This window comes from Neobacillus niacini, from assembly GCF_046591715.1.
GTDB lineage: Bacteria > Bacillota > Bacilli > Bacillales > Cytobacillaceae > Neobacillus > Neobacillus niacini_L.
The window spans coordinates 24,005-50,922 of the sequence record NZ_JAWVNQ010000019.1; the positions used below are offsets into that span (position 1 = coordinate 24,005).

Annotated in this window: 28 protein-coding genes; 1 reads left to right on the plus strand and 27 read right to left on the minus strand. The window is 39.0% G+C overall.

The features are described from left to right. Positions 1–85 precede the first annotated feature (85 nt). From mfd to metG, 18 genes are all read right to left on the minus strand, one after another. On the minus strand, positions 86–3,619 hold the full coding sequence (gene mfd, locus SFC47_RS23850; RefSeq protein ID WP_411257042.1) for a transcription-repair coupling factor: 3,534 nt from the start codon (positions 3,617–3,619) through the stop codon (positions 86–88). Between the two features lie 112 nt (positions 3,620–3,731). Beyond that, the gene (gene fin / locus SFC47_RS23855) at positions 3,732–3,962 is read right to left on the minus strand and encodes an anti-sigma-F factor Fin (RefSeq protein WP_289341811.1); all 231 of its coding nucleotides are present in this window, start codon (positions 3,960–3,962) and stop codon (positions 3,732–3,734) included. Between the two features lie 128 nt (positions 3,963–4,090). Then, positions 4,091–4,651 carry an aminoacyl-tRNA hydrolase gene (gene pth, locus SFC47_RS23860; RefSeq protein ID WP_411257074.1) on the minus strand — a complete coding sequence of 187 codons (561 nt, stop codon included), beginning with the start codon at positions 4,649–4,651 and terminating at the stop codon, positions 4,091–4,093. 260 nt (positions 4,652–4,911) lie between these two features. Then, positions 4,912–5,547 (minus strand): 50S ribosomal protein L25/general stress protein Ctc, encoded by a 636-nt coding sequence (locus SFC47_RS23865; protein WP_411257043.1) that lies wholly within the window; start codon positions 5,545–5,547, stop codon positions 4,912–4,914. A gap of 99 nt (positions 5,548–5,646) precedes the next feature. Next, a complete protein-coding gene (locus SFC47_RS23870; RefSeq protein WP_411257044.1) occupies positions 5,647–6,603 on the minus strand; it encodes a ribose-phosphate diphosphokinase in 957 nt (318 codons plus the stop codon). A 20-nt stretch (positions 6,604–6,623) separates the two neighbouring features. After that, positions 6,624–7,997: a bifunctional UDP-N-acetylglucosamine diphosphorylase/glucosamine-1-phosphate N-acetyltransferase GlmU gene (gene glmU, locus SFC47_RS23875; protein ID WP_411257045.1), complete on the minus strand. Its 1,374-nt coding sequence runs from the start codon at positions 7,995–7,997 to the stop codon at positions 6,624–6,626. Positions 7,998–8,188: 191 nt separating this feature from the next. After that, a complete protein-coding gene (spoVG, locus tag SFC47_RS23880; RefSeq protein WP_003347151.1) occupies positions 8,189–8,479 on the minus strand; it encodes a septation regulator SpoVG in 291 nt (96 codons plus the stop codon). Positions 8,480–8,656: 177 nt separating this feature from the next. Continuing rightward, a complete protein-coding gene (locus tag SFC47_RS23885; RefSeq protein ID WP_411257046.1) occupies positions 8,657–9,031 on the minus strand; it encodes a RidA family protein in 375 nt (124 codons plus the stop codon). Continuing rightward, positions 9,028–9,864 (minus strand): pur operon repressor, encoded by an 837-nt coding sequence (gene purR / locus SFC47_RS23890; RefSeq protein WP_411257047.1) that lies wholly within the window; start codon positions 9,862–9,864, stop codon positions 9,028–9,030. The genes SFC47_RS23885 and purR overlap by 4 nt, the downstream gene beginning before the upstream one ends. Before the next feature lie 54 nt (positions 9,865–9,918). Then, positions 9,919–10,788 (minus strand): 4-(cytidine 5'-diphospho)-2-C-methyl-D-erythritol kinase, encoded by an 870-nt coding sequence (ispE, locus tag SFC47_RS23895; RefSeq protein WP_411257048.1) that lies wholly within the window; start codon positions 10,786–10,788, stop codon positions 9,919–9,921. 196 nt (positions 10,789–10,984) lie between these two features. Next, the gene (locus tag SFC47_RS23900; protein WP_411257049.1) at positions 10,985–11,170 is read right to left on the minus strand and encodes a small, acid-soluble spore protein, alpha/beta type; all 186 of its coding nucleotides are present in this window, start codon (positions 11,168–11,170) and stop codon (positions 10,985–10,987) included. 417 nt (positions 11,171–11,587) lie between these two features. Continuing rightward, positions 11,588–11,851, minus strand: a complete 264-nt coding sequence (veg, locus tag SFC47_RS23905) for a biofilm formation stimulator Veg (protein WP_045515579.1) — start codon at positions 11,849–11,851, stop codon at positions 11,588–11,590. 256 nt (positions 11,852–12,107) lie between these two features. Then, positions 12,108–12,992, minus strand: a complete 885-nt coding sequence (gene yabG, locus SFC47_RS23910) for a sporulation peptidase YabG (RefSeq protein ID WP_411257050.1) — start codon at positions 12,990–12,992, stop codon at positions 12,108–12,110. A 158-nt stretch (positions 12,993–13,150) separates the two neighbouring features. Then, positions 13,151–14,029 carry a 16S rRNA (adenine(1518)-N(6)/adenine(1519)-N(6))-dimethyltransferase RsmA gene (gene rsmA, locus SFC47_RS23915; protein ID WP_411257052.1) on the minus strand — a complete coding sequence of 293 codons (879 nt, stop codon included), beginning with the start codon at positions 14,027–14,029 and terminating at the stop codon, positions 13,151–13,153. Then, on the minus strand, positions 14,022–14,582 hold the full coding sequence (rnmV, locus tag SFC47_RS23920) for a ribonuclease M5 (RefSeq protein ID WP_411257053.1): 561 nt from the start codon (positions 14,580–14,582) through the stop codon (positions 14,022–14,024). The genes rsmA and rnmV overlap by 8 nt, the downstream gene beginning before the upstream one ends. Before the next feature lie 198 nt (positions 14,583–14,780). After that, positions 14,781–15,959: a ubiquitin-like domain-containing protein gene (locus tag SFC47_RS23925; protein ID WP_411257055.1), complete on the minus strand. Its 1,179-nt coding sequence runs from the start codon at positions 15,957–15,959 to the stop codon at positions 14,781–14,783. A gap of 237 nt (positions 15,960–16,196) precedes the next feature. Then, on the minus strand, positions 16,197–16,964 hold the full coding sequence (locus SFC47_RS23930) for a TatD family hydrolase (protein ID WP_411257057.1): 768 nt from the start codon (positions 16,962–16,964) through the stop codon (positions 16,197–16,199). 109 nt (positions 16,965–17,073) lie between these two features. Next, the gene (metG, locus tag SFC47_RS23935) at positions 17,074–19,041 is read right to left on the minus strand and encodes a methionine--tRNA ligase (RefSeq protein ID WP_411257058.1); all 1,968 of its coding nucleotides are present in this window, start codon (positions 19,039–19,041) and stop codon (positions 17,074–17,076) included. Positions 19,042–19,526: 485 nt separating this feature from the next. Here metG and abrB point away from each other — a divergent pair, with 485 nt between their 5' ends. Beyond that, positions 19,527–19,811: a transition state genes transcriptional regulator AbrB gene (abrB, locus tag SFC47_RS23940; protein WP_411257059.1), complete on the plus strand. Its 285-nt coding sequence runs from the start codon at positions 19,527–19,529 to the stop codon at positions 19,809–19,811. Between the two features lie 43 nt (positions 19,812–19,854). Here the strand turns inward: abrB and rsmI are convergent, their stop codons facing one another. The 9 genes from rsmI to SFC47_RS23985 form a co-directional block, all read right to left on the minus strand. Then, positions 19,855–20,733, minus strand: a complete 879-nt coding sequence (gene rsmI / locus SFC47_RS23945; protein WP_411257075.1) for a 16S rRNA (cytidine(1402)-2'-O)-methyltransferase — start codon at positions 20,731–20,733, stop codon at positions 19,855–19,857. Between the two features lie 13 nt (positions 20,734–20,746). Then, positions 20,747–21,490: a tRNA1(Val) (adenine(37)-N6)-methyltransferase gene (locus SFC47_RS23950; protein WP_411257060.1), complete on the minus strand. Its 744-nt coding sequence runs from the start codon at positions 21,488–21,490 to the stop codon at positions 20,747–20,749. Positions 21,491–21,552: 62 nt separating this feature from the next. Further along, positions 21,553–21,924, minus strand: coding sequence for a DNA replication initiation control protein YabA (gene yabA / locus SFC47_RS23955; protein WP_411257061.1), 372 nt, complete (start codon positions 21,922–21,924; stop codon positions 21,553–21,555). A gap of 12 nt (positions 21,925–21,936) precedes the next feature. After that, positions 21,937–22,764, minus strand: coding sequence for a PSP1 domain-containing protein (locus tag SFC47_RS23960; protein WP_411257063.1), 828 nt, complete (start codon positions 22,762–22,764; stop codon positions 21,937–21,939). Then, the gene (holB, locus tag SFC47_RS23965) at positions 22,757–23,764 is read right to left on the minus strand and encodes a DNA polymerase III subunit delta' (RefSeq protein ID WP_411257064.1); all 1,008 of its coding nucleotides are present in this window, start codon (positions 23,762–23,764) and stop codon (positions 22,757–22,759) included. Before holB ends, SFC47_RS23960 begins: the two co-directional genes overlap by 8 nt. Before the next feature lie 30 nt (positions 23,765–23,794). Further along, positions 23,795–24,124, minus strand: coding sequence for a cyclic-di-AMP receptor (locus SFC47_RS23970; protein WP_132097048.1), 330 nt, complete (start codon positions 24,122–24,124; stop codon positions 23,795–23,797). A gap of 126 nt (positions 24,125–24,250) precedes the next feature. After that, on the minus strand, positions 24,251–24,883 hold the full coding sequence (gene tmk, locus SFC47_RS23975) for a dTMP kinase (protein WP_411257066.1): 633 nt from the start codon (positions 24,881–24,883) through the stop codon (positions 24,251–24,253). A 21-nt stretch (positions 24,884–24,904) separates the two neighbouring features. Next, a complete protein-coding gene (locus SFC47_RS23980) occupies positions 24,905–26,344 on the minus strand; it encodes an aminotransferase class I/II-fold pyridoxal phosphate-dependent enzyme (protein ID WP_411257068.1) in 1,440 nt (479 codons plus the stop codon). A gap of 92 nt (positions 26,345–26,436) precedes the next feature. Continuing rightward, on the minus strand, positions 26,437–26,652 hold the full coding sequence (locus SFC47_RS23985) for a sigma factor G inhibitor Gin (protein ID WP_411257076.1): 216 nt from the start codon (positions 26,650–26,652) through the stop codon (positions 26,437–26,439). Between the last annotated feature and the right edge of the window lie 266 nt (positions 26,653–26,918).

Below are 26,918 nucleotides of genomic sequence, written 5' to 3' on the forward strand. Positions count from 1 at the left end.
GAACTTAGTATCTTTCATCTGGAAAGTTCTATACACATTCACAATATATTTTCACAAACAGGAAAATAATCCCATGTTTATGAAGTTAGACAGGGTTCTTTTGACCCTTTTTTGCTGATTGGAGACCTTTTATCATTTCAAATGCTATATTCAGCCAGTATGCTGTCTCTTGCCCTTTAATCTGCAGCGTCATTTTAAGCTTTTGTCCTTCCATTCCCAGGCCAATCATTCGCGGATATTTACTGCTGATTGCAAATACCTTCTGTCCGTCAATCGTACTGCTGGCACTTTCATTCACAACAATGGTTACTTCCTGTTTAGCCTGCTTGATCATTTCCACACCAGCTAAGAGAGCATAAACCTTCATCTCTGCCACTTGGAATAGGTAATCCACTTCTTCTGGATATTCTCCAAAACGGTCAAGCATTTCCGCTTGAAGTTCCTCAATATCCTCTAAAGTTTGTACTCCTCTAAAACGTTTATACATTTCAATCTTTTGATGACCATCTTTAATATAGGTATCAGGAATATAAGCATCTATTTCTAAATCAATTTCCACAGTCGCTTTTTGCTCGGTCTTTAAATCACCTTTTCTTTCTTCAATTGCTTCTTTCAGCATTTGAGAATAAAGGTCAAAACCGACAGAATCTATAAATCCATGCTGCTGTGCGCCCAGTAGATTACCTGCACCCCGAATGGATAAGTCACGCATGGCAATTTTAAATCCAGAACCCAGCTCAGTAAATTCCTTAATAGCCTGAAGACGTTTTTCGGCGACTTCTGTTAACACTTTATCCTTGCGATGCGTGAAATAAGCATACGCAACACGATTTGACCTGCCGACACGGCCGCGGAGCTGGTAAAGCTGGGAAAGGCCCATTTTATCGGCATCATAGACAATCAGCGTGTTTACATTCGGTATATCTACACCCGTTTCAATGATGGTTGTACTGACCAAAACATCAAACTCTCCTGCTAAAAAGCTGAGCATAACGGATTCTAACTCATTTTCTGACATTTGCCCATGTGCAAATGTAACGCGCGCATCTGGAACAAGCATGGTGATCTCCTCTGCCTTGCGTTCAATATCCTCTACACGGTTATATAAAAAATATACTTGTCCGTCGCGTGCCAGCTCCCTTTCAATCGCCTCTCTGACAAGCGATCCATTGTATTCCATAACATATGTTTGGACAGGGAAACGGTTTTCCGGCGGTGTTTCGATAACAGATAAATCACGAACGCCGAGCATTGACATATGCAGCGTTCTCGGAATTGGTGTAGCTGTCAATGTTAAAACGTCAATATTTGTTTTCAATCTTTTAATCTTTTCTTTATGGGTTACACCAAATCTTTGCTCTTCATCAATAATTAATAAACCTAAATCTCGATATACGATATCCTTTGAAAGAATCCGGTGTGTCCCAATCACCACATCGACTGTGCCTGCCTTTAATCCTTTAATGGTTTCAGTTTGTTCCTTTTTCGTCCGAAAGCGGCTTAACAGACCAATATTGATTGGGTAGTCTTGGAATCTTTCTCTCATGGTCTCATAATGCTGCTGCGCTAAAATGGTTGTAGGTACAAGGAGGGCAACCTGCTTGCCGTCTGCTATCGCTTTAAATGCAGCACGAATAGCTACCTCTGTCTTTCCATAGCCTACATCGCCGCAAAGCAAGCGGTCCATTGGTCTAGCTCTTTCCATATCCAGCTTAATTTCATGAATGGAGCGCAGCTGATCCTCAGTTTCTTGGTAGGCAAAAGCCGTTTCAAATTCTCTTTGCATGTCTCCATCTGGAGAAAAAGCATAACCAACTGCGGCCTCGCGCTCAGCATATAACTTGATTAAATCATCCGCAATATCTTGCACAGAGGATTGAACTTTCTTTTTAACCTTTTTCCAATCACTGCCGCCAAGTTTATAAATCTTCGGTTCTTTTCCTTCTGAGGCTACATACTTCTGAACAAGGTCTATCTGCTCAACTGGAACATAAAGCTTATCTGTTCCATGATAGCGAAGGTGGAGATAATCCTTATGAACACCATTTATAACAAGCGTTTCAATTCCTAAGTATTTTCCTATTCCATGATTAACATGGACGACATAATCGCCAACCTTAAGTTCCGAATAACTCTTTATTCTTTCGGCATTTGAAAGCTTTTGCCTATTGGCGGCCTTTTTGACACGTTTAGTAAAAAGCTCCTCCTCCGTAATTACCGCTATCTTCTGAATAGATAGCTCGAAACCGGATTGGAGATTTCCCTTCATAATCTGCACTTTTCCAGGTAAAAGCTGCTGATTGCTGCGTGTAATAGAAGCTTCTATTTCATAATCCTCTAAAACTCGCTCTAGCTTCTTTACCCTGTCATCATCAGGACCCAAAAAGAGAATGGAGTAATTTCCTTTTTTCCACCTGTCAACTTCTGCTTTTAGCAGGTGCATTTGTCCATGAAAGTTCTGCATTTGTTTACAAGAAACATTTATGATATTTTGCGGACTTGTATTGGCAACATGACGCAAAAATAAACTCATATAAAGGATTGGAAATTCCCTTTTATGAAGGACATTTGGAACATCATGAGAAATAGTTAAATCATGAATAATCTGACCCTCACTTAAAAGAGCCGTATACCACTCCGCCTCTTCTTTAATTAAAGAGTCATTCATCTCATGAACCCGGCTGATTTCATCTATAAATACCATGCCATTACGCGGGAGATAGTCTAGTAAACTACTATCACCTTCATAGGCAAGCGAAAGATATTTAAATACTTGGTCAGGTTTGTGACCGTTTTTCAGCTGTTCTAGCTCAAAACTAATATTTTGCGAGAGCTGGATCTTAGCTTTATCGTCCTTTAGTTTCCTAAGACTTTTAGCCAGTCCATCCTCAAGCTTTCCAATTAACCTGCTATAATCCTCTGCTTCAAGGATAACCTCTGTTGCAGGACCAATCAAAACTTCAGTTGTTTTCTCAATTGAGCGCTGATCTTCTAAAGAGAAGTAGCGTATAGAATCAATCTCTGTATCAAATAATTCAATTCTTATAGGATTCGTGACGGTAAGCGGATAAATATCAATAATTCCGCCCCTTATACTAAACTCACCTGGTGTTGATACCATTTCAGACCGAACATATCCCATCTGAACTAAAGTATTAATTACCTTGGTTACATCCAGGTCATCGCCTAGTTTAAACGACAGCTGGTACCTTTTCCACAAAGATTTTGGCGGAATAACCTTTCTCAGCCCAGCAACAGGAACAATAATAATCCCTTTATCCCTTTTGCTCAAATGGTTCAAGGCTTCGATTCTTTGTGCCTTTAATTCTGGACTGGCAATACTCATCTCAGCTGCAATTAATTCATTGGCAGGAAAAAGAAAAACTTCATCCTCACTTAATAGATTTACAATATCATCATAGAGTTTTTGTGCTTGCAATAGATTATGGGTAATAAAGAGGATTGGTCTTTTCATCTGCTCATAAATAGCAGCTGTGAGTACGGTCCTTGATGAACCCGATAAACCTGCAATTAGCTGCTCTCTCAAGCCTTCCTGCACTCCAGATATAATGGAATGTACATCTTCCTGATCTAGAAATAATGATTTTAAGCCTTTCAAAAGCTCGTTCCTCCTCTCTCCTGAATCTTTTTTTCAATCTGACTATATTAACTTTATCTTTTTAGTGTTTATAAAAAATAGAAAAATGCTTTGGAGAGCTTTCCAAAGCTGATTAATGAATGAGGAAATCATATTGATGATAATCTGGGTTTCTTTCTAATGCCTCCTGACAATCCTCACAAATGGCTGTAATGTGAATATTTCCAGACACGTCATAAGCGACCATCTCTTGTCTTTCCTGCTCTGTTAATTTATGCAGGCCAAGAGCTTCACTGTGAATCGATGACTGTTCAATGGAACCTAAATTTGTACCGCAATGCCGGCAATGGTAATGAATGGCCACTTAGGTACCCTCCCTATTCTACTATTGTTAATAGTATTTACGTTGGAAGGATAAGTTATTCATTGATTACCTTACGAAAAAAGAGAATTGATTTATTTTATGAATGGAAAGGTTATCCCATGAACTTTTTACTGATTAAATTCGTTCATCACTTGTATAAATGGCTTTTCTAACCAGGTTTTACAAGCTTCAGCGCTCTTTTGAACAGCCTCTTTGACTAACCCTGATTCATCTTCCTGAAATCGCCCAAGGACATAATCCGGCACCTTCATTCCATTTCTTGGCCGATCAATTCCAATGCGGATTCTGTTAAACTCCTGCGTTCCCAGATGAGCAACTGTTGACTTAATCCCATTATGACCGCCAGCACTCCCTTTTTGCCGGAGCCTGATTTTTCCTGCAGGCAAATCAAGATCATCATAAATAATGACTAAATCTTCAAGTTCAATTTGATAATAGTCCATTACGCCTCTGATGGCTTCACCAGACAGGTTCATATATGTCAGCGGCTTCAGTAATATTACCTTTTCACCCTTATGAAATCCCATTCCATACAGCCCTTTAAATTTTGATTGATTTAAGGGAATGGACAGACTGTCACTAAGCTCATCAATAACTTCAAATCCAATATTATGTCTAGTTTTTTCATATTGTTTTCCAGGGTTTCCTAAACCAACGATTAATTTCATTTTCTCCCTCTCTTTCGGCCCAGTCCACCTGTTAAATAATTTCCTAAGCATCCATTTTCTCCCCACTTAATAATACGGCTTTTTTGTGACAAATGCGACAAAAGACGTAACCTTTTCGAGGTTACGTCTGCATTATAATGTCTAGCTCCAGCGCCTAGAGGCTCGGGGTCATAAGCCAATCACTTCGGAAGGCAAAAACCGCGCCTTCTGTCAGCGCTTGTCTTATGCCTGTCGCCTCTGGTCAAGGCGCTTCCGCTTTTCTATTCTCCAACTGGATCAGTCTCTCTGCCTTCTTCGTTATCAGGATGGCCGCCTTCTTGCTGCTCACCCGCGTTAATTTCCTCTTCCTGCTTAGGAGGTAGGATACTGGCTATTACTTCATCCTCTTCATGATTAATCGTAAACGAGCCCTGGTAAAGGATATCGGAAACTTTCAACGTTTCTCCTACCTGAAGGTTCGTTACGTCCACTTCAATTTGCTGTGGAATTTCATCTGGAGTAGATGTAATCGATAGTTCATGTACAGGCTGCTGCAGGACCCCTCCATCTTTAACTCCAGCCGCTTCACCCGTTAGGACAAGTCTTACGGTTACGCTAATTTTAGAGGATTTATCAACAGCAAGGAAATCAACATGAATGATTTCCTTTTTAATGAAATCCTCTTGATAATCTGTTAATACGACATCATGCTTACTGCCGTCTATATCTAGTGATATCACTCCATTACGGCCGACACTTCGGATTGTCTTTGTTAAATCCGCAGAGCTGACAAATACCGGTTTACTATCAACCTTCCTGCCATAGATCACCGCTGGAATATTTCCTGTTTCCCTAATTTTCCTTAACTCAGAAGTTCGCAATTCCTTGCGTTCCTTTGCTTGTAATACCGTACTCATGTATTAGTCACCTTCCTAGTTTTGTTCTGAACTGTCTCTATAAAAATTCCCCAAAACAGGAAGGTCTAAACATTTTATTTGCAAAAGGAGTGTAGAAGATCAATCAAATAGTGTACTTACAGATTGTTCTTCGTGAACACGAATAATTGCTTCCCCAAGTAACGGCGCAACAGAAAGATTAATAATTTTATCGGTTTTCTTTTCTTCTGGAAGGGCAATAGAATTAGTAATGACTAATTCTTTAATTTTTGAGTTTTGAATTCTGTCAATCGCCGGTCCTGATAATACTGGGTGTGTACAACATGCATATACTTCCTGTGCACCGTTCTCAACTAATGCATTGGCTGCAAGGGTAATCGTTCCCGCAGTGTCAATAATATCATCAATTAAGATCGCTATTTTTCCTTCGATATTACCAACTATATTCATAACCTCAGCCACATTTGGGCGCGGGCGTCGTTTATCAATAATGGCAATCGGTGCTTTTAGGCGCTCTGCTAATTTCCTTGCCCGTGTTACACCGCCATGGTCAGGGGATACAATGACAATGTCACCTTCAAACTTTCTCTTTTGGAAATAATCGGCTAATATTGGAACGCCCATTAGGTGATCTGTTGGGATTTCAAAGAAACCTTGTATCTGAGGTGCATGCAGGTCTAAGCAGATAATACGTGTTGCTCCCGCAGTTTCAAGCAGATTCGCTACTAGTTTAGCCGTAATCGGCTCACGTGCGCGTGCTTTGCGGTCCTGACGAGCATAACCATAGTAAGGCATTACAATATTAATCGTCTTCGCAGACGCCCTTTTAAGAGCATCAATCATAATTAACAATTCCATAATATTTTCATTAACAGGCGAGCTTGTCGATTGAATGACATATACGTCACAGCCTCGGATACTCTCTTCGATATTAATCTGAATTTCTCCATCACTAAATCTTGTTACAGAGCTCTTTCCTAATTCTACACCGATAACCTTTGCGATTTCCCTGGCTAACGGAAGATTTGAATTTAGACTGAATACCTTTAAGTTTGGATCTAAGTATTGATTCGACATATTGCCCTCCAATATTCTACCTATTTTTTCACATTAAGTTTATCGACATAATTTTCTTTGTTCACCTGTTGTGAACGCGCAATGGACAATGCGTTCCCGGGTACATCCTTTGTTATGGTTGAACCAGCAGCTACATAAGCACCTGTTCCAATGGTTACAGGAGCAACTAAATTTGAATTACAGCCAATAAAGACTCCATCTTCAATCTTTGTTAGGAATTTATTTTTCCCATCATAGTTAACGGTTATAGACCCACAGCCTATATTTACATCACTGCCAACCTCAGCATCCCCGATATAGCTTAGATGCGAAGCCTTACTTCCCTTACCGAATACAGCCTTTTTAATTTCAACAAAGTTTCCAATTTTCACTTCATCACTTATAGCTGAATCTGGTCTAATATGAGCAAATGGACCAATATTTACGAGTGACCCGATACTACTATTATAGGCTGCAGATTGACGAATTATCGTTTCATTGCCAACTTCGCAATTATCAATTTCAGAATTGGGGCCAATTTGACATTCCGCTCCGATCACAGTCCTGCCTTTTAGTATGGTTCCTGGCAGGATAACTGTATCCTGTCCAATAACAACATCGGCCTCGATGTAGGTATTCTGAGGATCAATAATGGTGACGCCATTTCGCATATGGCTTTCATTTATTCGGCTCCGCATAATTCTTTCTGCTTCAGCCAAGGCAACTCTGTCGTTTACACCGAGAGTTTCTTCAAAATCATTCGTCTGGAATGCGGTAACCACTTCTCCCTGATTCTTTAGAATCTCTACGACATCCGGCAGATAATATTCCCCCTGCACATTTTCATTTGAAACATTCTTTAATGCTTCAAACAAGGCAGCATTATCAAAGCAATATGTTCCTGTATTAATTTCATTTATTTCTCGCTCTGCATCTGTTGCGTCTTTATGTTCAACGATTTTTTCTACAAGACCCTTTGCATTTCGGATGATTCGCCCGTATCCAGCCGGGTCATCAATTCTAGCTGTTAGAATTGTAGCTTTCGCTTGTAATTCACTATGATGTTTAAATAATGACTCCATCGTTTCTGCCTTAATTAGAGGAGTGTCTCCACAGACAACAATGGTAATCCCTTCTTTGCCACTTAGCATTTCTTGTGCCTGCATGACTGCATGTGCAGTTCCAAGCTGCTCTTCTTGAAGCGCATAATGGCTTTCTTCCCCTAATTGTCCTTTTACCTTTTCAGCACCATGGCCAATTACAGTAACCATTTCTTGAATGTTAAGCTTTTTCACTTGGTCCACTACATGTTGAACCATCGGCTTACCGCACACAGGGTGTAACACTTTATAAAGCTTTGACTTCATCCGGGTACCTTGTCCTGCGGCCAAAATCACAGCATAACGATTATGCATGTTCAAGTCCTCCAATTTACCTTTTTATCCATTAAAAATATTAACGTAATTAGTCAGTCATTTCAAGGAATGTAAGAAAAGTGTCCGAATTTGTTATTTTGAGAAAATTAGAGGCCAAACCTGAGGAATGTATCAGGGGAAATAAAAAAAGAGCACTACTTGTGTAGTAGGCTCTAGTTGAATACTACTTTCTAGGAAGCTCCGGCTTCTTCAAATTCTACTTCTAATTCACCTAAGCGGTGGTACTCTGCCAAGACAGCTTCTTGAATTTTTCCACGCGTACCAGAGTTGATTGGATGCGCAATATCACGAAATTCTCCATCTGGAGTACGTTTACTCGGCATAGCCACAAATAAACCATTATTACCGTCAATAACGCGGATGTCATGAACAACGAACTCATTGTCTAATGTAATTGATGCAATCGCTCTCATACGGCCATCCGTGTTAACACGGCGTAATCTTACGTCTGTTACTTCCATGTGCTCACACCCTTTTCTTATGTTAAAAAGCTAGTGTAATTAATTCAACAGGGAATCTAGTAAATCCTTCTTTTATATTAATTTTTTTAAAAATATTTTAGGCAAAATAGTGAACATTTATAAAAGTCAGATATTTTAATAGTATTCACAGTGAAAATATAAAAAAAACGCCCGTGATTACTTCACGAGCGCAATGACTTCAATTTCAATTAGGGCATCTTTAGGTAAACGTGCTACCTCAACACAAGAACGTGCCGGCTTATTCGTTCTGAAATACTCACCATATACTTCATTTACGGAAGCAAAGTCATCCATACTTTTGATAAAGACGGTCGCCTTAACAACGGTATCAAAAGATGCTCCTGCTGCCGAAAGTACGGCATTTAAATTTTTAAAGACCTGGTGTGTCTGTTCCTTTATGCCGCCTTCAGTCATGACACCAAGAGGAGTCAGCGGAATTTGGCCAGAGCTATAAAAAAGATTGTTAACAATCATCCCTTGTGAATAGGGTCCAATAGCTTGTGGCGCATCATTGGTTTGAACAATTTTCATAGTACTCCTCCGTTCTTCTGTTTAAAGTAGTTTCCCTCTGTTACTTGAATCCTTTTTTCCTTCACATCAACATCAGTTAATTTGACAAGCGATTTGTATTCATCGACAAGACGCTCTTCAATTTTTTCAGCTTCCACCAAAACAGCTATTCCCGCTACTTGAGCGTTAAATTCCTCTAGTAAGCTGATCATTCCCATAACGGTTCCGCCAGCCTTCATAAAGTCATCGACAACTAATACCTTTGACCCTTCTGCCAAGCTTCTCTTAGAGAGCACCATTGTTTGAATTCTCTTTGCCGATCCTGAAACATAGTTGATACTAACCGTTGGTCCTTCCGTTACCTTACTGTCTCTTCTTACAATTACAACCGGTGTATTCAATTGACTCGCAACAGCATATGCAAGGGGAATTCCCTTTGTTGCGACGGTCATGACCACATCAATCTTTGTATTTACATAAGCAGAAGCAATAATCCGGCCGGCTTTTTGTACGATGGCTGGATCCCCCAGGATATCGGTTAAGTATAGATATCCCCCTGGCAAAAGACGGTCTGGGTGTGCAATTAAAGAACATAATTCATTTACAAATGGTCTTGCTTCTTCATCACTGACATTTACAAAGAATTTAACTCCACCCGCTGCACCAGGAACCGTTTGCAAGGTGCCAATACCTCTTTGTTCGAAAGTCTCTTTCACAATTGCTAAGTCTTCACTAATAGAAGATTTAGCAGAAGAGTAACGTTCACTAAAGAAAGTGAGCGGCACAAGCTGGCGCGGATGGTCAAGTAAATAACTCGTCATATCAATCAATCGTTCACTGCGGCGAAACTTCATAACAATCCCCCAAAGACGAATATTCTATAAATAGGATATCATTATTGTCCGTTTTTAATCAAGAGTATGTCGCTCTCCAAGCATTCGAACCGCAAATACTTGATCACAAAAACCTCTTAGGCCATTATATATCCGATGCATTCTCGAATCGTGCTGAACAATACCAAAGACAGTTGGACCGCTTCCACTCATTAATACAGCATCCGCACCAAAACGCTTCATTTGCTCCTTAATTTGTGCTACCTCTGGATGAAGCTTTAATGTTACATCCTCTAAAACATTTCCAACATTCTCGCATACGCTTTGATAATCATTGTTTTCAATGGCTTTAACCATCTCTTTAATATTTGGGTGCTTCGTACCATTTAAATCCAGCCGTCGGTAAACTTCTGCGGTTGAAACACCAATAAAAGGTTTTGCTAGAATAACCCAGCATGTCGGCGGAGCTGGGAGATCTGTAATCATTTCTCCTCTTCCTTTGGCCAGTGCCGTGCCGCCATACACACAAAATGATACGTCCGAGCCTATTTCAGAACCAAGATCGGCTAACTCGTCCAACGTTAATCCAAGGCCCCACAGTTTATTAAGCCCCCTTAGCGTTGCTGCCGCATCACTGCTTCCCCCAGCAAGGCCGGCTGCAACTGGGATTGTTTTCTCAATGGTTATCTGCACACCTTTTTTTACTTGATATCGATCCTTTAACAATTGAGCTGCTTGAAAGGCTAAATTCCGCTGGTCATCAGGTACATAGCGGTTATGGGAAAGAATATGTATTTTATCCTGCTCTAATAATGTCAGTTCAACTCGGTCCGCCAAATCAATTGTCGTCATGATCATTTCGACTTCATGAAAACCATCAGGACGTTTATGCAAAACATCCAAGGATAAATTAATTTTGGCTGGTGCTTTTACTAAAAGCTTCACTACGCCCACCTACACTTCTATATCGATCATATATTTTTTCCTATTTTACCACAAAACTTCAAATAGGAAAAAAGTCAAGCGATAATATTTAAAGCCAGAGGGCTTTCATCCCCCTGGCCTGCCGTGGTGTCTGTTTTGTTTAAACAATGAGAAGCAAGTGCGGCATAACAAATTGGAACACAGTGAACAGCTTCTTTTATCTATTCCTGTTGTTTCTCATCAGCTGCTCTGAAGCGAGTTCAACGGCTCTTTTTACCATATTGCCTGCATCCTTTGCCCGGATGCCGCCCCAGCCCTCTTTTTGGACGACATCATAAAATCCAAGTTCTTTTGCGAGTTCTTCTTTGAATCGTGTAGACATAACACCTCTTCTTCTTGCCATCTAAACAACCCCTTTTTCACACTCACGGCATTATTAGTATGTTAATTAGAAATTATTTCATTAAAGTTTATTAAAGGCTTTGTTAAAACTGAATGTTGATATCACTATGCTTGGAAAATAAGCGGAGGATTTCCGTTTATTTTGGAATATACCCATATTTCTTTAAAAATAAGCGGAGTTTTTCCGCTAATTGTATCTAAATCCTTGGATTTTTTCTTATTTTAAGCAAATAACCGGAATATCTCCACTTATATCTGCTTCGTAAGCTTTCTCTAGATACAATAAGGGGAAAATCTCCGACTAAATATTCATAAACCTATACGAAAATCAACAACGAATAACATAAGAGCCATTAATAAAAGCAAAAGGCAGAAAATCAGTTGATTTTCTGCCTAAATATTGCCTTATATTCTAACACTAACTTAAAGCTATGTTTCCTGCTGCATCTTCATAGAAGGTTATTTGAACTGTTTCTGTAAGAACATCAGCATAGCTGTATGAAACACGTTCAAAAGCATTCTCTTCTTGATCTAACTCGATTACAAAAACCGAAGGGTACGTTTCAGCTAATACGCCGGATCGTTCGATTGTCTTTCTGCGTCCTCCGTTTGCCTTGAGCAACAATCTTTTCCCTAAATTTGAATCAAGAGCCTTTTTGATATCGGCTAAGGTTTTTGGCATTCGGTCCACCTCACTGTGTAAAGTATATCACACTGACATAGTCCTTGTCAAATAAAAACATAAAATTATATCAGTCCGACAAAAAGATTGTCAATATCTTTTCTTCTACTTTTTCTCCCAAATTTCAACAATCATTATGTTTGCCTTAAAAAGGGAGGATTATGTGTAGTAAAAAAAATAAGTCCTAGAAAAGTTTTGGCTAGTTGATTTTCCCGGTTTACTAAGTTCCAGGAGCCTGTTTCTTTTCTATAAGGACTTATGATTCGTCTTCTTGAACAGGATTATAAGGCATTCCTGTTCGTAAGACTCCTTTTGTTTCAATGCCCCCTAGACCTTTCTCTCCTGTTAGTGTGTTTCGTAAAACATCCCAAACATTGATACTCTCCATAAATGGTGTAAAACTTATCTTTGCAACTATATATACGGGATCTAATGCATGAATATTAATTCTTGATGGGGAGCTCGCGAAATTTGCACCTGCATGGATCAAAGATTCAAAGTGAGATTGGCAGGCACCTGCAAAGATAACAAGTTGATCTAAATGAGGAATTTTTTTTCTTGCCTCCCTGACCGTTTGGACAAAGTGCTTTGAGTGGCGGTAGGCATTAATATCAGAAATCTTCCCCTTTGCCTTTGAATATGCATCATGACCAGTAATGACTAAAATATCAGGACGAAATTGATCAATTAAGCCGCCAATTTTCTTTGGCATCTCCTTCTCGTTACAATGTATCCCATAAACAGGAATACCTATTTTCTCATATAGAGTCATGCACTTTTGCAGGTAATCTTGGTCTCCATCTAAGTGAAGAACCTTTCCTGGCATTTGAAAATAATTGGCAGGCTGTACATAGCCGCCTGTTGCTTCATAATCCTGCCTTTGCTTTATTAAATCAATATCCTGTGCAAATAGGCGGAACGATTGTTCTTCCAGGTTTTTGTATTCTTGTAATATCTTAGACCTTACATTTTTGTTAATCACCACTAAATCCTCGTAAGGAGCATCTGCCACTAAACGAATATCCTCACCGTATAGGACTGCAAATCTCTGGCCATTTAGTATTTGAATATCAATAACCCGGAATAGAATATCACAGTTATAGGATCGTCTGCCGACAATATCCATCATCTTTATTTCCACTGCCGTCACTCCAATTAGACCAGCTTATAGGCCTTCCAAATAAAGTTTCTCTTTGATAGGCTATGCAACTACACAAGTTAGTGTGAATGACCCGTTCAAATTAGCGCAAATCAACAGCCTAATTAACACAGGCATAAAAAAAATAGACCTAAACAGGTCTATTGAAAATAGGTATATAATTCATCACTCAATTTTCCAAATTCACTAACAGAAAGAGTTTCCCCTCTTCTTGTCGGCTCAATTCCAGCAGCATTTAAAGCACGAATAATTTCTTCCTTCTTCTCTTTCCCACCGTGCAGCTGACTTGTTAAATTATTTAATATTGTTTTTCTCCTTTGTGCAAAACTTGCACGAGTGACTTGAAAGAAGAACTTTTCATCCTTAACGGTTACAGCCGGCTTCTCCCTTCTAATTAACCGGATTACGGCTGAATCTACATTTGGCTGCGGGACGAAGACCGTTTTCGGAACAATCATAACAGTCTCCGCCTTTGTGTAGTACTGTACAGCTATTGAAAGCGATCCGTATTCCTTTGTCCCAGGACTAGCTGAAATGCGGTCAGCGACCTCCTTTTGAAGCATACACACAATCCCTCTTATAGGAATCTGTTCCTCGAGCAGCTTCATAATAATCGGTGTAGTCACGTAGTATGGAAGATTGGCGACAACCATAAGATCCTCGATATTGGTAAACTCCGCATCTATGACTTCCTGAACATCTGCCTCTAGTATATCCTTATGGATTACCTTTACATTATCATAAGGCGAAAGAGTGTCCGATAAGATAGGCAGTAATCTTTGATCAATTTCAAACGCAACCACTTTTTTACTGCTGCGTGCAAGCTGTTCGGTAAGAGCCCCGATACCAGGACCAATTTCGATTGCCCCTGAGTTATCACCCATTTCTGCAAAGTCAACGATTCTATGTAAGATATTTGTATCGATTAAAAAGTTCTGTCCCAAACTTTTCTTAAATGAAAATCCGTATTTTTCTAGGATGGCCCGTGTTCGAATCGGGGTAGCAATGTCTTTATTCATTTTTTTCCTCCTGTATAACAACTCCAAGTGCTTCTATAAATTCCTGCCTGCTGACTTGAAACATCATCAATCGCTTATAAAGCTGTTTACCATTGGTATAACCAATTTTTAAAATTTTTCCCAACTTTATTCTTCGCTCTTTGGAACCGGCTCCTCCAATGAGGCCCGCTGTAATTAAATCCTCTTGTGTAATTTCCTCTTTAATCACATCTGACATTATTTGTGCGTCTCTTAAAGCGTTGATTATTACCTCAAGAGAGGCGTGTTCAACACCGAGGCCTTTTCCATTTTTTGCGATAGCATCTTCCTTCGGTATAAAAGCATGCTTACAGCCCGGTACGTTTTCGGCTATTGTTTTCCTGATCTTCTCACCTGGATAGTCAGGGTCAGTAAAGATGATTACTCCTCTAGATTTTTGTGCTCTTTTAATTTTTTCAAGGGTATCTTCATTAATCGCCGACCCATTGGTTTCAATGGTATCCGCATCAACTGCTCGTTTAATCGCTGTGGTATCATCCTTTCCTTCCACCACAATGAATTCCTTAATCTTCATTATTTCCTCCGTACATGAATGATAAAAAAACTAAATTAAAATTGAAAAATAAATGAAACATTTTTGTAATGTCCATCGTCTATATTAACAAATGCCTTCATATTATGAAGTAAATACTTGAATGTATTCGTTGTAAGTATAAAGAATATTAGCGAAAAAGCAAAATGCAGAGGCTGATTAACCTCTGCAATGGCAAGCTTATTGTAATATTTTAATCTTGACCTTTCTGACTCCCCAGCGGAACGCTTCCGCCTTAGTTGGAAAGAATACATCAATCTTATGGCCCTTTATTGCTCCGCCAGTATCCGCTGCTACAGCATAGCCATAGCCTTCTACATACACCTTTGTTCCCAGCGGAATCACGCGGGGATCTACAGCAATTACTTTTGCATTTGGATTGGCACGTAAATCAAATCCGGTTGCTGTTACCCCTGAACAGCCATTACAATAGGCTGTATAGGCAGTAGTATTAACATAAAACTCAGTTCCAGTTTCTGCTCCACGGGAAACTTGAATATCTAAATCCTTCGTTCCAACAGCCACAACTTTATCGAGTTTCTCTCTAAGACTCTGCTCACTAATTAATTTTCTTGAAACCTCTTTACCGTTTTCTAAGATGACTTCATATTCTCTTGAAATAAGACCCTGCCTGCCATCATTAATTGTTACTTGTTTTCCTTTTTCTAAACTCTCATCTTTCTTGGTGATAACAGCAAATTGAATTGGTTCTTCCACTACATCGGTGACTTTTTCTACGCGTATGACGTTTATAACGCCATCCCTTTTCAATGTCTCTGATAATGACGGTTCAACTCGGTCAAATTCATTAAGTTTAATTCCCTGTTGTGTTAAAAAGTCAGCGACCGTAGCCGAAGTGGACCATACCTGCTGCTCTATCCCGCCGTCAACTAATGTAAGATGAAGAGCTGATTTAATGCTGATTTCCATCTTATTTTTAATATTTTCCTCGGGTCTAGGTGAGATTTCATCTTGTTCGTTCAATACAATTTTTTGCTCTTTTAGGAGCTCAGCAACCGTACCTGCTGTTGTCCATATCGTTTTTTTCTCGTTGTCTTGGACCATTTGAACCTGTTTGGCTTGTTTCCAGACAATATGTAAATTGTCTTTCACCTCAGCATCTGCGGGAGGTGACAAGTAGTCTTTAGAGTTTGGTGATATACCCAGCTGAGTGAATATATCCTTAACCTTATTGGCATGTGTTTTTATTACTTTTTGCTGTCCGTTAAGAGTCAGTGCAACCGTATACTTAGATCCTTCATAGTATGAAAAACCAAGAAGCGCTGCTAAAACTACAAAACTAGCAAAAGTGATTGCCAACCTCTTCTTACTCAAAGACTTTGGAAACAGGTTTTTCATGTTTTTGAATACGATGAAAAACGCCTCCTTTTCTCGGAGAGATTATTGAGAAACATGCTGCCGGCTGTCAACCCTTGCATTTGTTGTGAACGTATTTCTAATTATGCATATAGTTGGGAAATTTGCAAAGGAAAACTTCTCGACACGGTTATCCTATGAGGAAAAGGAGACGTGTAGAACTTTAAGTTATAGCAAAAAATTTGGACAAGCTTCTATTAACTTCGACAAACTTGTCTATCAGTTTATGTCGAATAATTTTTTTGCATTTGCTGTTGTTGCCTCTGCCACTTCCTCGAAAGTTATGCCCTTGATCTCCGCAATTTCCTGTGCTACAAGCTTTACATATCCTGGTTCATTGCGTTTTCCACGATAAGGATGCGGTGCTAAATACGGGCAATCCGTTTCAATCAGCAGTTTTTCTAACGGAACAGCCGCTGCCACTTCTTTGGGCTTTTTGGCATTTTTAAACGTAACAGGTCCTCCTAATGAGATAAGAAAATTCATTTTTAGACATTCTAATGCAACTTCAGGGCTCCCGCTGAAGCAATGCATGATTCCTCCAACTTCAGCCGCATCCTCCTCTTTTAATATTTCTACAATATCCGCTGTTGCTTCACGATTATGAATCACAATCGGAAGCTTAACTCTCTTTGCTAACCGGATTTGCTTTTTAAACACTTCCTTCTGGATGTCTTTTGGAGACTTGTCCCAATGATAATCCAATCCCATTTCCCCAATTGCCACTACTTTTGGGTGAGATGCCAGCTCTTCTATCCATACTAAGTCATCCTCTGTCATATCAATAGCATCGACAGGGTGCCAGCCGACACAGGCATAGATAAATTCATATCTGTCCGCAAGCTCCATAGCCTTTTTTATAGTCGGCCGATCAAAACCTACGCAAACCATTGTTGACACGCCTGCTTCTTGTGCCCTTGAGATTACTTCTTCTAAATCTTCCTCAAATTGTTCTGCATTTAAATGGACATGTGTATCAAATAGCATTTGCCAAACCCCTTTATCGAATATCATCATTATTTATTGTCGAACTAATAAAGAAAAAATGGAAATGCCACGAAATTTGTTTCACGTGGAACATTTCCATTAGGAATTTCTACTTTACTTTTGAACCATTAGGCAGTGATTGGTCAACTGTCGCTAATGATAAAGAACCATCCTTTGAACCTGCCAGTATCATTCCTTGTGATAATTCACCACGCAGCTTCACTGGCTTTAGGTTTGTAATACAAATTACTTTTCTTCCAACTAAATCCTCAGGCTTATAATATTGCGCAATACCAGACACTACTTGTCGTTTTTCATAGCCTAAATCCAGCTGAAGCTTTAGAAGTTTATCTGCCTTTTTAACAGGCTCCGCCTGAATAACCTCTGCCACTCTCAAATCAATTTTCATAAAATCGTCTATAGCAATTTCATCCAATGTCTCAGGCTTTTCTTCTTCCTTTACAGCCTGCTTCTCCTCGGCACTCGGAGTTGATCCGCCCATTTTAGCTCGGATAAATTCAACTTCTTCTGCAATTTCAAGGCGCGGGAATAAAGGACTTCCTTTCGAAACCTTTGTTCCATTTGGAATCGCCCCAAAAGTCTCTAAACTCTCCCAAGCTTTAAGCTCATCGTCATTAACGCCAAGCTGTTGAAAAATTCCATTAGGGGTCAACGTTAAGAAAGGCTGAAGAAGAACAGCTATTCTTCTTAATGATTCAGCTAAATGAGCCATGACACTTGCAAGCTCATCTTTGCGCTCCTCAGACTTCGCCAATGTCCATGGCTGTGTTTCATCTATATATTTATTACTTCTGCTTACTAACTGCCAAATGGATGTTAATGCAACTGAAAACTCCATTTTTTCCATAGCTTCCTCATATTTAGCTGCTGTTTCACGATTAACCTGAAGCAGTGCTTGATCAAATTCACCGATTGAATCCGAATAAGCAGGAATAATCCCATCAAAATATTTTTCAATCATTGCCACTGTACGATTTAACAGATTACCAAGGTCATTGGCCAGATCAAAGTTAATTCTTTCGACAAACCCCTCAGGAGTAAAGACACCATCTGAACCAAATGGCACTTCTCTTAATAAGTAATAACGAAGTGCATCAAGACCATAGCGATCAATTAGTGTGACAGGATCTACGACATTTCCTTTTGATTTGGACATTTTGCCGTCCTTCATTAATAACCAGCCATGAGCAAAAACCTTTTTAGGAAGCGGGAGATCAAGCGCCATCAACATAATCGGCCAATAAATCGTATGAAAACGAACAATTTCTTTTCCAACAAGATGGACATCTGCTGGCCAATAATTCAAGTATTTACTATCATTATCTGTCCCATAACCGAGAGCCGTAATGTAGTTCGATAAGGCATCAATCCATACATAAATTACATGTTTTGGATCACCCGGCACCTTTACTCCCCAATCAAAGGTTGTTCTAGAAACGGCTAAATCCTCTAAGCCTGGCTTTATGAAATTATTAATCATCTCATTTTTACGTGATTCCGGCTGGATAAATTCAGGATTTTCCTCATAGTATTGCAATAGACGATCCACATACTTACTCATTTTGAAAAAGTAAGATTCCTCTTTAACAATTTCTACCCCTCTGCCGCAATCAGGACAATTTCCATCAACTAACTGGCGATCTGTATAAAAAGATTCACACGGCGTACAGTACCAGCCCTCATACTTATCGAGGTATATATCCCCCTGTTCAAGCAGTCTGGCGAAGATCTTTTCGACAATCTGTTTATGTCTCTCGTCGGTTGTGCGAATAAAGTCATCATAGGAGATATCGAGCTTTTTCCATAAATCCTTAATCCCATCCACAATTTCATCAACATACTGCTGAGGAGAAATCCCCTTTTCCTCTGCATTGCGCTGAATTTTTTGCCCATGTTCATCGGTTCCTGTTAAATACATAACATCAAATCCGCGCATCCTTTTATAGCGTGCCATAGCGTCACCAGCTACAGTTGTGTACGCATGGCCAATATGTAAATTTCCACTTGGATAATAAATCGGAGTAGTGAGATAAAAAGTTTTTAATTTTCCTTGCATTTGATATCCTCCTAATAGGTCAATCGACTTTTCTACTAAATCATTATAGCCCTTTTTCACCCTCTTATATCATCAAAATATACCCAAAAATCAATAAATGTGCAATAAACCCATATATAAACAAAAGATTAATTTTATTTTTTCAATATCTCCCCCCATAAAACTACGGATTCCTGTCGAAAATTATATAAGTGAAATTGTCAATATTGTAGTTTTTTGTCGAATGTTACAATTTCATTAAAAACAATTATAGTAATACAACAATAGTATTAAAAATCTATTTCAGATGAATAGTCATTCATTATTTGTTGATATATCAACATTCTTGTAAACTGATAATATTTGCCATTACTTTTTATTTAAAAGTAATTGACGGAAATGGGAATGGCTGGTATTATTAGTTTATAAAAATAATGTCGAATAATGACGAATAGATAGAGATAGAGAAATAAATTAATAGGTTAATAATGAGAGGAGCTAGTAAAATGAAATCTACAGGTATTGTACGTAAAGTTGATGAATTAGGCCGTGTGGTTATTCCAATCGAATTAAGAAGAACACTTGGTATTGCAGAAAAGGATGCCCTAGAAATTTATGTTGATGATGAGCGCATTATCTTAAAGAAATACAAGCCAAATATGACTTGCCAAGTAACGGGCGAAGTTTCTGATGAAAACTTAGCACTTGCCGGCGGAAAACTAATCCTTAGCCGTGAAGGCGCAGAGCAGTTAGTTAACGAAATCAAAAGCCAATTTGAATTAGTAAAATAATAAACAAAAAGCTTCTCCTTTTTCGGGAGAAGCTTTTTTAATACTAGTTGATATGGTAAGCCTGGTACACTTCCCGTTTGCTTAGTCCTCTGTCAATTGCAGTCTGCTTGATCGCTTCTTTTGAGGGAACCTCTTTAATACTAATGTAGTGATTGACATGTTCCTCTATCGACATGGTTTCCCACCAATTCATTTCTTCTTCCTTTACTTTACTTTCATCTGCACCTTCAATAATTAAACAAAATTCACCACGTATTTCATCTTGATTAGCCCAATCTAAAATTTCCTCAAGGGTACCTCGAATAAACTCCTCAAACTTTTTAGTTAATTCCCGGCAAATTGCGACTTTACGGTTACCAAAGACATTATACATACTTGTCAAGGTTTCTTTGAGGCGATGCGGTGACTCATAAAAAACGAGCGTTCCTGTTTGTCTTTTTAAGGTTTCTAACTCTGCTTTCTTTTCCTTTTTCCCTCGGTTTAAGAAACCATAAAAATAGAAAGGCTGACAGGACAATCCTGATGCAATTAAAGCCGGAAGAGCTGCATTTGCACCCGGTAAAGGAACTACCGTTACTTTTTCACTGATTGCAGCAAGGACTAGGTCATATCCTGGATCTGATATAGCTGGCATCCCTGCATCACTGACTAGTGCAATTTTCATCCCGTCCTTAATCTTATGAATGAGTTTCTCACCGCTCGCTTCTTTGTTATGTTCATGATAGCTGACAACAGGCGTTTGGATTTCAAAGTAGTTACATAACTTTCTTGTGTTTCTAGTATCCTCAGCTGCAATCAAGTCTGCTTCTTTTAATATCCTTACTGCACGAAAACTCATATCCTCTAGATTGCCGATTGGAGTTGGGACAAGATAAAGTATTCCTTTATGTTCCTCATTCTCAAAACTCTTTTGCTGCCACATTAGCTCTATCCCCTCACTCTTCTCCATATAGAATCTTCCTGATTTCGGCAGTGTATTCCCCTTCATCATTATAAACAAATAAAGGAGGAAGTATTTTCAAATCAGGGCTGCCATCTTTAATTCCTTCAATTAATAATGTGTTTGCCTCTTTTCCTTGCTTTGGATAGACAAACTGTATCCGCTTTGGTTCTAGGCGATACTTACGCATTGCTGTTATGATATCCATTAATCTTCCCGGACGATGGACGAAAGCCGCCTTCCCTCCCTGCCTTACCAACTGGCTTGATGCCTTTACAGCATCCTCTAGCGTACAGAGAATTTCATGACGAGCAATAGCTAAGTGTTCATTTGGATTCATTTCTTCTTTTTGTGGTGTTGGAAAATACGGCGGATTACAGGTAACAACATCAAACTTTCCATGCCCCAGCTGCTTAGGAGCTTCTTTAATATCTCCATGAATCATCTGAAGCCTTTCCCCCAGATTGTTATATTCAATACTTCTTACGGCCATATCATACAAGCGCTCTTGTATTTCCACACCCGTAATCCTGCCTTTTGTTCGTGCACTTAAAAACAATGGAATAACTCCATTTCCACTGCATAGATCAATAATATTTCCCTTTTGAATAGGGACGTACGCAAATCGAGCCAGCAAAACGGCATCAAGTGAGAAGGCAAAAACGGATGGACTCTGAATAATCCTTAAATTTTCTGCCAGCAAATAATCAAGCCGCTCATCATCTTTTAATATAACCACTACAATCCACCTCAAAATTATATGTAAAAAAATAAGGCTGACCTGGGTCAACCTCCTCTGCGTTATTTCTTATTAAGAAAGGAAAGACAAAATAAGCAATCGCCTTCCTTACGCAAGCTTCCAAAATGAAGATTACAAATATGAAATCCTTCCTGGTAAAGACGAGCAAGGTTATCATAGCCTTCACCGATGTCCAACGTTCGATCACCGGCAGATGCACGGGAAGTTGTCCCTTTTTTCACTTTCTCGTCTTTCTTATCTTTTTCCGTGGTTACATCTAAACGGCGTCTTAGATGTTCGTTTTCAAGCTTTAAGTAATGATTCTCTTCTAGTATTTCGGCTAAATGCTGCTTTAATTCCCCGAGTTGCTGGTAAAGATGGCCAATTTGTGTTTCCATATTACTTACTGATTCAAATATCTCTTTTTTATCCACGTCGCACACCTCTTAATCTGTGGATTGTATAGAAAAGGCACCCTCTTTAATGATTTCATCCAAAGTATACTCCAGAACTCGATCATGGTCCTTTATTTCCACCTGAAGTACCCGCTCCAATATATTTAATCCTACCACTTTCCCACGTCCTTGAGGAGTTTCAATCATTTCTCCCAAGTCAGGCAGCTGTGATTTTGCTGCTTCATATTCATCATTTTCATATTTTAAACAGCACATAAGTCTGCCGCATAAACCAGAAATTTTAGTAGGATTCAATGAAAGATTCTGATCCTTAGCCATCTTAATGGAAACAGGGTCAAAATCTCCTAAAAACGTAGAACAGCAAAGCATTCTTCCGCACGGACCAATTCCTCCGAGCATTTTTGCTTCGTCCCTGACACCAATCTGGCGCAATTCGATTCTTGTCCGAAAAATAGATGCTAAATCTTTTACTAACTCACGAAAATCAACTCTGCCGTCAGCTGTAAAATAGAAGATCACCTTATTTCGATCAAATGTATATTCAACATCCACTAGTTTCATATCTAATTGATGTCCATTTACTTTTTCATTACAAACATCATATGCTTCCTGGGCAGCTTGTTTATTTTCTTCTACAATCATTCGATCCTTATGATCTGCAATTCTTACCACCTTTTTCAATGGCAGAACAACATCATGTTCTTCAACCTGTTTGCGAGGAACGACGGCCTTGCCATATTCCACCCCTCGTACCGTTTCAACAATCACAAAGTCATCCTTTTGAATTGAGAGATCTCCTGGATCAAAATAATAGATTTTCCCCGCTTTTTTAAAGCGTACTCCTACAACATCATACAAATGAAGATCCCTCCTGCAAAGTTAACACAAGCTCTTCCATCATAAGCTGCGGATTCATATTGGCCGCAAGCTTCCTTTTTGCCTCGAGAATAGCCGACATTTGATCCGATAACCGCCGTCCGGATGTTTCAAGAGCATACTGCCTTAACCGATCGCTTTCAGCTTTAAAGACGATTTGCTCCTGTTTATCTAATTGTATATATAATAAATCCTTAAAAATAAGAAGTAAAAGATCTAAACCACGATTAATCTGTTCTTTCTCTTTAAAGTGTGTGAACCAATCTCCTTGAAGTGTTACCATTGCTTCTAAAGGATTTTTCTTCAACACCTCATATAATTTTAACACTATTTTTTGAGCTTGTGCAAACCAATCATCAACATTTAATTCATATGCCTCATCAAGACTATTCGTTAACTGTGCTAATAGTGGCGCTTTCATTGGATTGACGCCATTTTCAATCAACTGGTTAATCATTGATTGTGGAGATAATGGTTTAAATGATAAAATTTGGCACCGTGAAAGAATGGTTGGCAACAGCTGCTGAAGCTGCTCTGTTAATAAAAAGGCGGTGGTTTGTGAGTTTGGCTCCTCAAGAAACTTTAGTAAACTATTTGCTGCACTCACACTCATCTTGTCTGCATCTGTAATCATATATACTTTCCTAGACGATTCTACCCCTTTTTTAGAGAACTCCTCCTGGAGAGATTGGATTTGCTGCTTTTTAATTGATAATCCATCAGGCTCAACCTTATGAACATCAGGGTGATTGCCGCTGTTTATCCTCCGGCAGTTATGACAAGTCTCACAAGGTTTATAGCCTTCGATTAAAGAATCACAGAATAAGGCCTTGGTGATTAAGAAGGCAATTTCCTTTTTTCCGGTCCCTCTGATTCCCTCCAGTAAGTAGGCATGGGCAACACGATTCTTCAACAAACTGTTCTTTAACATTTTTAGCACCGCAGGCTGCAGCTCTTCTAATTGATCCCATGTTTTTACCAAGTTTATCACTCTCTTACCAATAGTTATGTTTTAAAAGTGCATATATTGTTCAATTGGCAGAACGAATACAGTAGCACCGCCAACTTCTACTTCAACTGGATACGGTACAAAGGAATCTGCATTCCCGCCCATAGGCGAAACAGGCGCCACTAATTGGTCGCGCGATTTACAATTTTCTTTTATGATTTGCAATGCACGGTCTACACGAATATCCTCTGTTCCAATCATAAAGGTGGTATTGCCAGATTTCAAAAAGCCGCCTGTTGTTGCCAGTTTAGTTGCTCTAAAATTATTGTCAACCAGCGCCTTTGATAAACGGTTACTATCCTGATCCTGAACAACAGCGATTATAAGTTTCATCCCAACCAACCCCTTTACCTTATTTCAGTTATCTTTCCTATATTATAACAGGTATTTGTCCTTCACACATTGATATTCGAAGTGTGCTGGAATTGAAAATTGTCTCTAAAAATAAAAAAGCCTCACTTAGAAGGCTCTTTGTTCGAATAATTTACCTTTTAAAATTTCCATCGTTCTATCAAAGACATCATTCACTTCCCCTGAAGCGTCGATTTTCACAATTCTATCCGGAAACCTTTCCATTACGAGGTGATAACCTTCTCTGACTTTCTGATGAAAATCTAGTTTTTCTAAATCCAGCCGATTTACTTCCCGTCCTTTATTTTTGTTAATCCGCTGTAATCCTATTTCTGGTTCGATATCAAAATAGATTGTCAGGTCAGGCATCATTTTTTCAATTGCAAACTGATTAATTGTGAATACTTCATCAATTCCTAATCCACGGGCATGCCCTTGATAGGCTAATGAACTGTCGACAAAACGGTCACAAAGGACCACCTTGCCATTCTCAATTGCCGGCTTAACCTTTTCCACCAGATGCTGCCTTCTCGCTGCGGCATAGAGCAATGCCTCCGTCCGAGGGTCCATCGCAGTATTGTCTTTATCTAATATCACGCTTCTTATTTGTTCTGCAATATCAATGCCGCCTGGTTCCCGTGTTAGTAAAGCTTCTTTTAATTCCTCTGCTACCATACTAATGATTGTTGTTTTTCCTGCACCGTCAGGACCTTCAAATGTGATAAAATAACCGCTCTTCATTAATTGCAAACCTCCAAAATCTTAACCTGTCCTAAATATATTAATCTGCTGCCTGTCCAAGATCGTACCTCCTTGGAATCTGGCTCCTGTATATAGTAACTGGGTAAGCTGATTTATTTTTTCCTCTGTAATACGCTCGCCTGTTAGTAAAAGAGGAATTCCAGGCGGATAAGGAATAATCGTCTCCGCACTTACCATTCCTGCTGCTGCTCCTAAGTCCACAGCTATCTTTTCATAAGTGGTCATTTGTTCAAATGGTATGGCTAACTCAGAGATTTTAGTTTTGTTGCTTTCCACTTCTTCCTTTATAGGAAAATAGGGTAAATCTCTAAGAAGTTCTGTCATCTTCCTGCTTGCCTCTCGCAGCGGGTACTCGTGATTTTTCTTCAATAACGGAAAAATCATCAGCACATTATAAGGGTCTGCCAGCTCTGTAAAAATTCCTAGCGTTTCTAACTTTTTTTGAAGTTCAAATCCACTTAGCTTAGAGCATGACTGAATGGTTACCTTTAATGTGTCCCCTAGTAAATCAGGATACTCCAAAACCTTTATGCTCGGAATCGCAGCGAGCTCTTTTTTAAAACGTACTATTTCTTTTTGTAAGTATTCCATATCACTTTGCTGGTATGTTGCTAAGTAATTTCTAGCTAGGTCAAGTGAAGCCATGATCACGTATGACGGACTGCTTGACTGAAGCATTTGCAAATAATCTCTGACAATGCCGCTGTTAACCCGATGGCTGTTTATATGTAAATATGAACCCATGGTCATTGCCGGAAGAGTTTTATGTGCTGAATGAACGACCAAATCTGCTCCTAACTGGACTGCTGACAACGGAAGGGGATCTCCAAAAATAAAATGAGGTCCATGTGCCTCATCTACTAATACAAGTATGTTATGAAGATGTGAAAGCTCGATAACACTTTTTAAATCATACACCATTCCATAGTAGTTCGGGTAGGTTAGGACAATTGCTTTCGCTTCAGGATAAAGGTCAATTGCCTCTTCGACAACATCCCTAGAAACACCTGTTGCAGTCCTCCACTCATGGTTGTACTCAGGTTCTAAAAATACTGGCCGGGCTTTTGCTAATTTTAGAGCATTTAAGACTGACTTATGGCAATTTCTCTGTACAAGAACCACATCATCTTTCCCGCAAACAGACAAGACCATCGCAAGATTACCCGTGGTAGACCCATTGACTAAGAAAAAGCTTTCCTTTACCTGATAAAGGGCTGCTAAGAGTTCCTGGGACTCTTTTATGACGCCAAGAGGGGCGTGTAAATCATCTAAGCCTGATAATTCTGTTGCATCTATATTTAGAATCTCTTGAAAAATAGTTTGAGACTGCTGTGGGAATATCATTCCTGCTTTATGTCCAGGCACATGAAAGGATATTAGACTTTTATTTTTATGCGCTGTTAATGCTTCATATAAAGGAATACGGGTTTGTTTGTTCATTGGTATGCTCCTTAAATGAGTCTCATTTATTTTAACAAAAAATGACCATACCTACCCCCTTTTACAAAAAAAATAAAGCCCGGGCGGACTTTTTATGAAAAAATTTCAGGTGTTGTTATTTTTTTTAGTTGTTTCAGATAGTATTTATATTTTGGATCATGTGTATCGGTTTGAATTAGATCTTTCTCGCAGTCTGTACATATAAATGAAGTATATAGATGTATCCCTTTTTGTTTTTGATTTTCACAAATAACACATGTTTCCTGATAATGATTATGTGCTAATGAACTCAACCACACCACCTCCATACATCTATTCTTTCCGATTTTTTGTAATTGTATACAAAATTTAGAATTATCTTCTTCAGGGCGACCCTCGCTATATCTTATGTTGGTAATTGCTTTTGGGTGTATGTCTAGATACGATTTATTCAAAAACACTTCGTACTTTTTTATTTGTGTTTGGAGAACACTTTTGTTTAGTTATTCTGAGTTCCTTTATTATCTGAAAAATATCGTTTCCTCTTTTATAAAAATTGTCATTGGACGGGTACGAATAGATTCCATTCGTGACT

What these genes read in the sequence shown, in the direction of transcription:
- SFC47_RS23870 (WP_411257044.1), bottom strand. Translation starts at nt 6,603, where the DNA reads ATGTCGAATCAATACTTAGATCCAAACTTAAAGGTATTCAGTCTAAAT.
- SFC47_RS23925 (WP_411257055.1), bottom strand. Translation starts at nt 15,959, where the DNA reads ATGAAAAACCTGTTTCCAAAGTCTTTGAGTAAGAAGAGGTTGGCAATC.
- veg (WP_045515579.1), bottom strand. Translation starts at nt 11,851, where the DNA reads ATGCCAAAAACCTTAGCCGATATCAAAAAGGCTCTTGATTCAAATTTA.
- rsmI (WP_411257075.1), bottom strand. Translation starts at nt 20,733, where the DNA reads ATGTGGCAGCAAAAGAGTTTTGAGAATGAGGAACATAAAGGAATACTT.
- rsmA (WP_411257052.1), bottom strand. Translation starts at nt 14,029, where the DNA reads ATGAATAAAGACATTGCTACCCCGATTCGAACACGGGCCATCCTAGAA.
- purR (WP_411257047.1), bottom strand. Translation starts at nt 9,864, where the DNA reads ATGAAGTTTCGCCGCAGTGAACGATTGATTGATATGACGAGTTATTTA.
- glmU (WP_411257045.1), bottom strand. Translation starts at nt 7,997, where the DNA reads ATGCATAATCGTTATGCTGTGATTTTGGCCGCAGGACAAGGTACCCGG.
- SFC47_RS23930 (WP_411257057.1), bottom strand. Translation starts at nt 16,964, where the DNA reads ATGCTATTTGATACACATGTCCATTTAAATGCAGAACAATTTGAGGAA.
- spoVG (WP_003347151.1), bottom strand. Translation starts at nt 8,479, where the DNA reads ATGGAAGTAACAGACGTAAGATTACGCCGTGTTAACACGGATGGCCGT.
- SFC47_RS23865 (WP_411257043.1), bottom strand. Translation starts at nt 5,547, where the DNA reads ATGAGTACGGTATTACAAGCAAAGGAACGCAAGGAATTGCGAACTTCT.
- tmk (WP_411257066.1), bottom strand. Translation starts at nt 24,883, where the DNA reads ATGAAGAGCGGTTATTTTATCACATTTGAAGGTCCTGACGGTGCAGGA.
- rnmV (WP_411257053.1), bottom strand. Translation starts at nt 14,582, where the DNA reads ATGAAGATTAAGGAATTCATTGTGGTGGAAGGAAAGGATGATACCACA.
- SFC47_RS23985 (WP_411257076.1), bottom strand. Translation starts at nt 26,652, where the DNA reads ATGGAGGTGGTGTGGTTGAGTTCATTAGCACATAATCATTATCAGGAA.
- SFC47_RS23980 (WP_411257068.1), bottom strand. Translation starts at nt 26,344, where the DNA reads ATGAACAAACAAACCCGTATTCCTTTATATGAAGCATTAACAGCGCAT.
- SFC47_RS23970 (WP_132097048.1), bottom strand. Translation starts at nt 24,124, where the DNA reads ATGAAACTTATAATCGCTGTTGTTCAGGATCAGGATAGTAACCGTTTA.
- pth (WP_411257074.1), bottom strand. Translation starts at nt 4,651, where the DNA reads ATGAAATTAATCGTTGGTTTAGGAAACCCTGGAAAACAATATGAAAAA.
- abrB (WP_411257059.1), top strand. Translation starts at nt 19,527, where the DNA reads ATGAAATCTACAGGTATTGTACGTAAAGTTGATGAATTAGGCCGTGTG.
- metG (WP_411257058.1), bottom strand. Translation starts at nt 19,041, where the DNA reads ATGCAAGGAAAATTAAAAACTTTTTATCTCACTACTCCGATTTATTAT.
- SFC47_RS23885 (WP_411257046.1), bottom strand. Translation starts at nt 9,031, where the DNA reads ATGAAAATTGTTCAAACCAATGATGCGCCACAAGCTATTGGACCCTAT.
- SFC47_RS23900 (WP_411257049.1), bottom strand. Translation starts at nt 11,170, where the DNA reads ATGGCAAGAAGAAGAGGTGTTATGTCTACACGATTCAAAGAAGAACTC.